A 5786-nucleotide genomic window follows, 5' to 3' on the forward strand; every position below is an offset into this window, starting at 1 on the left:
CTCACCCCACACCCTCACCACAGAATGATCACCACGAAAGTAGGTCGACATGGGACGTTTCGACGGTCGCACCGCGATAGTCACCGGAGCAGCGCAGGGTATCGGAGAGGCGTATGCCCGCGCTCTGGCCGCGGAGGGGGCCAACGTGGTCGTGGCGGACCTCAATCGCGAACTCGGTGAAGCAGTCGCCAAGCAGATCAACGCGGACGGCGGAAATGCCGTGTTCAAGGACGTCGACGTCGCCGACGGGGAGTCGACTGCGGCACTCGCCGACTTCACGATCGAGCAGTTCGGCAGCATCGAGCACCTGGTGAACAACGCTGCCATCTACGGCGGAATGAAGATCGATTCCCTGTTGACGGTGGACTGGGACTACTACCGAAAGTTCATGAGCGTCAACATGGACGGCGCATTGCACGTGTGCCGGGCGGTAGTACCTCACATGCGAGCGAAGGGCGGTTCGATCGTCAACCAGTCCTCCACAGCAGCCTGGCTGTACTCGAATTACTACGGACTCGCGAAGGCCGGCGTCAACAGCCTGACACAACAACTCGCGACCGAACTCGGCTGGTCGAACATCCGGATCAACGCCATCGCTCCCGGCCCTATCGACACGGAGGCGACTCGAACCGTCACCCCCGGCAACATCGTCAAGGACATGGTGAAACGAATCCCGTTGCAGCGCATGGGAACACCGGACGATCTCGTCGGCATGTGCCTGTTCCTCCTCTCCGACGACGCAGGCTGGGTGACCGGGCAGATCTTCAACGTCGACGGAGGCCAGGTGTACCGGTCATGACGCAATCGGCGCCGAAAGCCAGCGCTTCGAAAACCAGACTGGGATACATCGGCCTAGGCAACATGGGCGCGCCGATGGCGCAGCGCCTCCTGGACTGGCCGGGCGGACTGGTGGTGTGTGATGCCCGCGCAGAAGCGCTCGAACCGTTCACCGCTGCGGGCGCGAGCGCAGCATCGACGCCCGCCGACGTTGCAGCGCAGGCGAGCATCATCTCCGTCACGGTGCTCGACGACGCGCAGGTACGCGAGGTTGTGTGCGGGCCGCACGGGATTCTGTCGACCGCACAGCCAGGCACTGTCGTCGCGATTCACTCCACTATCTCGGACACCACGGCGGTGGAACTCGCTGACATCTGTCAACAGCGTGGTGTTCTGCTGGTCGACGCGCCGATCAGTGGCGGTGCCGGCGGCGCAGCGCAGGGCAGGCTGGCAGTGATGATCGGCGGCTCCGACGAGGCGTTCGAAGCCGTCCGCGAGCCCTTCGGATCCTGGGCCGAGCTGGTGGTTCACGCCGGTGACGTCGGCGCGGGAACGCGAATGAAGCTCGCACGCAACCTTCTTCACTTCGTCTCGTTCACCGCCACGACCGAGGCCGCGCGACTCGCCGAAGCAGCAGGACTCGATCTCCGCACGCTCGGAAAGGTCGTCAGGCACACCGATGCGATCACCGGTGGCGCGGGCGCGATCATGCTCCGCGACACCACCGCACCGGTCTCGGAGGACGACCCGTGGTTCTCGATACTGCGGCATGTTCGCAATCTCGGGGAGAAGGACTTGGCCTTGGCCATCGACCTCGGTGATCGGCTGAATCTCGACCTGCCGCTCGCGCACCTTGCGCTCGCCGGACTCGGTGCCGGTCTGGGCGTCGGGAATGACAGCGAAGACAGGTCGGCCGAACCTTCAACGGCATCTACTATTCGGGAGCACGCATGACCGACACCACTCACATGACCGATGCCGGTGGAACCGACGAAAGCCGCATCTCCGAGGCCCGTGCTCGTGGCGTCGCGAAGATGAACGAGGTGTACGGCTGGGAGCTTCCCGCCGACGTTCCCGGCGACTTCTTCGCGGTCACCGCCGACCACCTCTTTGCCGACATCTGGACGCGACCGGGACTGTCGGTACGTGATCGACGACTACTCCTGATCGGTGCCATCACCGCCCAGGGGCACAACGATGTGGCGAAGATCCAGATCAACGCTGCTCTCCACAACGAGGAGTTGACCGAGCAGCAGTTCGAAGAGGCCGCAATCTTCCTGTGCCACTACGTCGGCTGGCCGCTGGCCACCGGGCTCAACAATGCGCTGATCGCTGTGAAGGCCGACAGACGTAAGGCCGCGCGCGCCAAGGAGAAGGCCGCGGCCGATTCCGCGAAAACGGACACCGACTGACTTTCGGTCGAGATACTGCCATCAGGGCATCGATCACACCCACCGATTCCCCCACCAACCAACCAGAAGAACGAAGGATCCGAATCCATGGCCGAGGCCAGCTCAATCCGTCCGCAGTCCTCCGCAAACATCGAGCAGTGGCACTTCGAGGCTGACGTCGTCGTCGCCGGCTACGGCATTGCCGGAGTGAGTGCTTCGATCGAGGCCGCGCGAGCGGGCGCCGACGTGTTGGTGCTCGAGCGCACGAGCGGCTGGGGCGGCGCTGCGGCGCTGGCAGGCGGATTCATCTATCTGGGCGGCGGGACCCCGTTGCAGCAGGCACTCGGGTTCGAGGACTCCCCCGCCAACATGAAATCGTTCATGATGGCCGCACTCGGTCCCGGCGCCGACGAGGAGAAGATCACCGACTACTGCGAAGGCAGCGTCGAGCACTACAACTGGCTCGTCGACAACGGAGTGCCGTTCAAGGAGAGTTTCTACGGCCAACCCGGCTGGGAAACACCCTTCGACGACGGACTCATGTATTCCGGCGGCGAGAACTCGGCACCGTTCAACACGATCGCGACACCGGCCCCTCGCGGGCACGTTCCACAGATGAGCGGCAAGCGCACCGGGGAGAAGGGCGGTGGTTTCATGTTGATGAAGCCACTGATCGAGACGGCCGAAAGCCTCGGCGTACGAGCAGAATACGACATGCGAGTCCAGCGCCTGGTCGTCGACGGAGATCGAGTGGTCGGCATCATCGCCAAGCAGTACGGCAAGGAAGTGGCAGTTCGAGCACGCACGGGTGTCGTACTGGCGACGGGAAGCTTCGCCTACAACGAAGCGATGATTCAGTCGTACGCCCCACGGCTGATCGGGCGCCCCGGTGCGGCTATCGAAGAGCACGACGGAAAGTCCATCCAGATGGCGCAGGCTCTCGGGGCCGACCTCGCGCACATGGACGCCACCGAGGTCGCATTCTTCGGCGACCCCCAGTTGATGATCCGCGGCATTCTCGTCAACGGACGCGGCCAGCGCTACGTCAACGAGGACACGTATCCGGGAAGAATCGGCCAGGAGACGCTGCTGCGCAACGAGAATCAGGCCTACCTGATCATCGACGAAGCTTCCTACGAAGAGGGCTGCGCCGCCGACAGTTCCACACCGTTCTTCAGATTCCAGCCCAAGTGGGTGGCCGAGACCGTCGAGGAACTCGAATCCGACATGGGCCTGCCGGAAGGCACCCTTCAGTCGACGGTCGAGGTCTACAACCGGCACGCCGCCCGTGGTGAAGACCCGGTACTCGGTAAGAAGAAGGAGTGGGTCAAGCCGATCGGCTCACCCGTCGCTGCGCTCGATCTTCGCAATTTCACCGCCGGATTCACGCTCGGCGGCCTGCGCACGTCGATCAACTCGGAGGTCATCCACGTCTCCGGCGAACCGATCCCGGGTTTGTTTGCCGCTGGACGCTGCACCGCCGGCGTCTGCGCCGGTGGATACGCCTCCGGAACGTCCCTCGGTGACGGCAGCTTCTACGGGCGACGCGCCGGAGTCAGCGCTGCCAAGGGCTGAGCGTCTCTTCTCAGATGTCAGCGTCCTCGCTGCGACGTTCGAGGAACAACGTGTCACGCCACCGCCCACCCAGTTGAGCGATACGCGACCGAGTGCCGACGACTCGGAATCCGACGGCCTGGTGCAAGGCGACGCTTGCCCGGTTCTCCGGGAAAATCGACGACTGCACTGTCCAGATCTCACTGGCGTCGGCGGCTTGCACCTGTCGGCGAAGCAGCAGCTTGCCCACGCCGCGCCCGCGAGCGCCGCTACCGATGTAGATGGAGTTCTCGGCGACCCCGCGGTAGCAATCACGCGAGGACACCGGGCTGAGGCTCGCCCAGCCTTCGACGCGGCCGTCGATCTCGGCCACCCATCGATGATCGGGTAACCATTGCGCGTCGAGCTTCTCGGCGGATGGCACCGAGGTGGTGAACGTCGCGGTTCCGGTGTCGATTCCTTCGCGGTAGATCGAGCGGACGGCATCCCAGTCGCCGGATTCCATGCGGCGCACCACCACGTCATCGGGAAGAACTCCCAGTGTGTCTTCGACCGGACCACGAGCAGCCACGACGGCGGCCGCTGCCATCAGATCGGAGTATGCCGTTCCGGCAACACTGACAACCGAAGTGCCTTCACGCACCGAAGCCTCGACAAAACCGACCTCGATCAAGGCCTCGAGGTGGGCACTCAACGCCGACGGCTCGAGTGATGCGGCGTGTGCAATCGTCTCGACGTCGATCGGACCGCCGGCAGCAAGTCGGAGCACTCGCAGCCGCGTCGGATCACCCAGGCACGCAAACCTGCGCGCAAGTACGTCGGTGTCGAGGGGAGCGAGTGTTTCTGAACTCATGAGGCGAATATAACGCCGCTGACCTGCAGTTCGGTCGGCTAGGTTCGGCAAGAGTGTCCCGGAGTGAGAAACAACTCAGCCACCGACCCCAGGGTTCGCCGGCTAACGCGCACCGATCGACGCGGCAATCATCGACCACGAGTTGTGAAGATCGTCCTGCCAGTAACCCCAAGAGTGAGTGCCAGTTGCCCGGAAATCATAGGTGGCCGGGATGCCCAAGGAGTCGAGCCGCTCGGCCAAACGCTGGGTGCACTGGTTCGTCCCGGCCTCGATGACTCCACCCACGATCACCTGGTTCGCCAGAACGCCGAGGTCGCCGTTGACCATCGGTCCGCCCAGATTCTCGTGTGGGCCGGGCAGGCCCGATCCATTGCTGATGTAGAGGTCGACCCCCCGCAATCTCTCGGCGTTGACCACAGGATCGTTGGCTACCCAGCCCGGACCGCCGGGAGGACCCCACATGTTGTCCACGTTGCCGCCGCGGAATCCGACCACGAATCTCACGTAGTCCTGACCGGGTTGAGTACTCGTCTCGGCACACCCGCTGAAAGCACCGACGGCACGGTAAACGGATGGCGCCGCCTCGGCCAGGCTCAGAACCGAGGTACCTGCCATCGACAATCCGGCAACGGCATTCGTACCCGTAGTCCCGAGCGTGGCATCGACGATCGGTGGCAACTCCTGGGTGAGAAATGTGGTCCACTTGTTCAGTCCGAGAACAGGATCGGGCTTCTCCCAGTCGGTGTAGTAGCTGTAGGCACCGCCGATCGGGTTGACGACGTTGACGTTCTTGTCGCCGAAGAAGTCGACGACGTCTGTCCGTGTCTGCCACGTCGCCGTGTCCTCGCCTCCGCCGGCGCCATTGAGTAGATAGAGGGTCGGCCGGGGCGCACTTGTGTCTGCCGGCCGAATCACCTCGAGCGGAATCACCTTGTCCATCGCAGCCGAGTAGACGTACATAGTCAGCTGACGGGCGTTGATCTCCTCGACGTGATCGAGAGCTGAACCGCCTGAAGGGGATGTCGGGGCCGGGTCAGCCGAGGCCAACGCTGCTTCGCCGAACAGTCCCGTCCACGCGACGAGGGCGACGACAAGCATTGCCCGAGTACGTCCGATTCTTCTCATTGCCGCTCCTCGTGCTCGATTGCGGTGCCCGGCAACAGCTCGGTGGCGCTCGCTTCGCGGGCGTGCGGCTTGGTGGCTTGAAGTTG

The 5786-nt window shown here is 63.8% G+C and carries 6 protein-coding genes; 4 read left to right on the plus strand and 2 right to left on the minus strand.

The window, feature by feature from the left end:
- The first annotated feature begins 49 nt into the window (after positions 1-49).
- From RA302_RS16055 to RA302_RS16070, 4 genes are all read left to right on the plus strand, one after another.
- Positions 50-799, plus strand: coding sequence for an SDR family oxidoreductase (locus RA302_RS16055; RefSeq protein WP_030536773.1), 750 nt, complete (start codon positions 50-52; stop codon positions 797-799).
- Positions 796-1731 (plus strand): NAD(P)-dependent oxidoreductase, encoded by a 936-nt coding sequence (locus tag RA302_RS16060; RefSeq protein ID WP_054187433.1) that lies wholly within the window; start codon positions 796-798, stop codon positions 1729-1731. The genes RA302_RS16055 and RA302_RS16060 overlap by 4 nt, the downstream gene beginning before the upstream one ends.
- A 14-nt stretch (positions 1732-1745) precedes the next feature.
- Positions 1746-2189, plus strand: coding sequence for a carboxymuconolactone decarboxylase family protein (locus RA302_RS16065; protein ID WP_070161422.1), 444 nt, complete (start codon positions 1746-1748; stop codon positions 2187-2189).
- Between the two features lie 87 nt (positions 2190-2276).
- Positions 2277-3743, plus strand: a complete 1467-nt coding sequence (locus tag RA302_RS16070) for an FAD-dependent oxidoreductase (RefSeq protein WP_050656861.1) — start codon at positions 2277-2279, stop codon at positions 3741-3743.
- 10 nt (positions 3744-3753) lie between these two features.
- On the opposite strand, the gene RA302_RS16075 is transcribed toward RA302_RS16070, so the two are convergent.
- Positions 3754-4575 carry a GNAT family N-acetyltransferase gene (locus RA302_RS16075; protein WP_030536776.1) on the minus strand — a complete coding sequence of 274 codons (822 nt, stop codon included), beginning with the start codon at positions 4573-4575 and terminating at the stop codon, positions 3754-3756.
- A gap of 102 nt (positions 4576-4677) precedes the next feature.
- The gene (locus RA302_RS16080; RefSeq protein WP_003944025.1) at positions 4678-5700 is read right to left on the minus strand and encodes an alpha/beta hydrolase family protein; all 1023 of its coding nucleotides are present in this window, start codon (positions 5698-5700) and stop codon (positions 4678-4680) included.
- Positions 5701-5786: the final 86 nt, after the last annotated feature.

The sequence above is a fragment of the Rhodococcus sp. DN22 genome, from assembly GCF_036669995.1.
GTDB lineage: Bacteria > Actinomycetota > Actinomycetes > Mycobacteriales > Mycobacteriaceae > Rhodococcus_F > Rhodococcus_F erythropolis.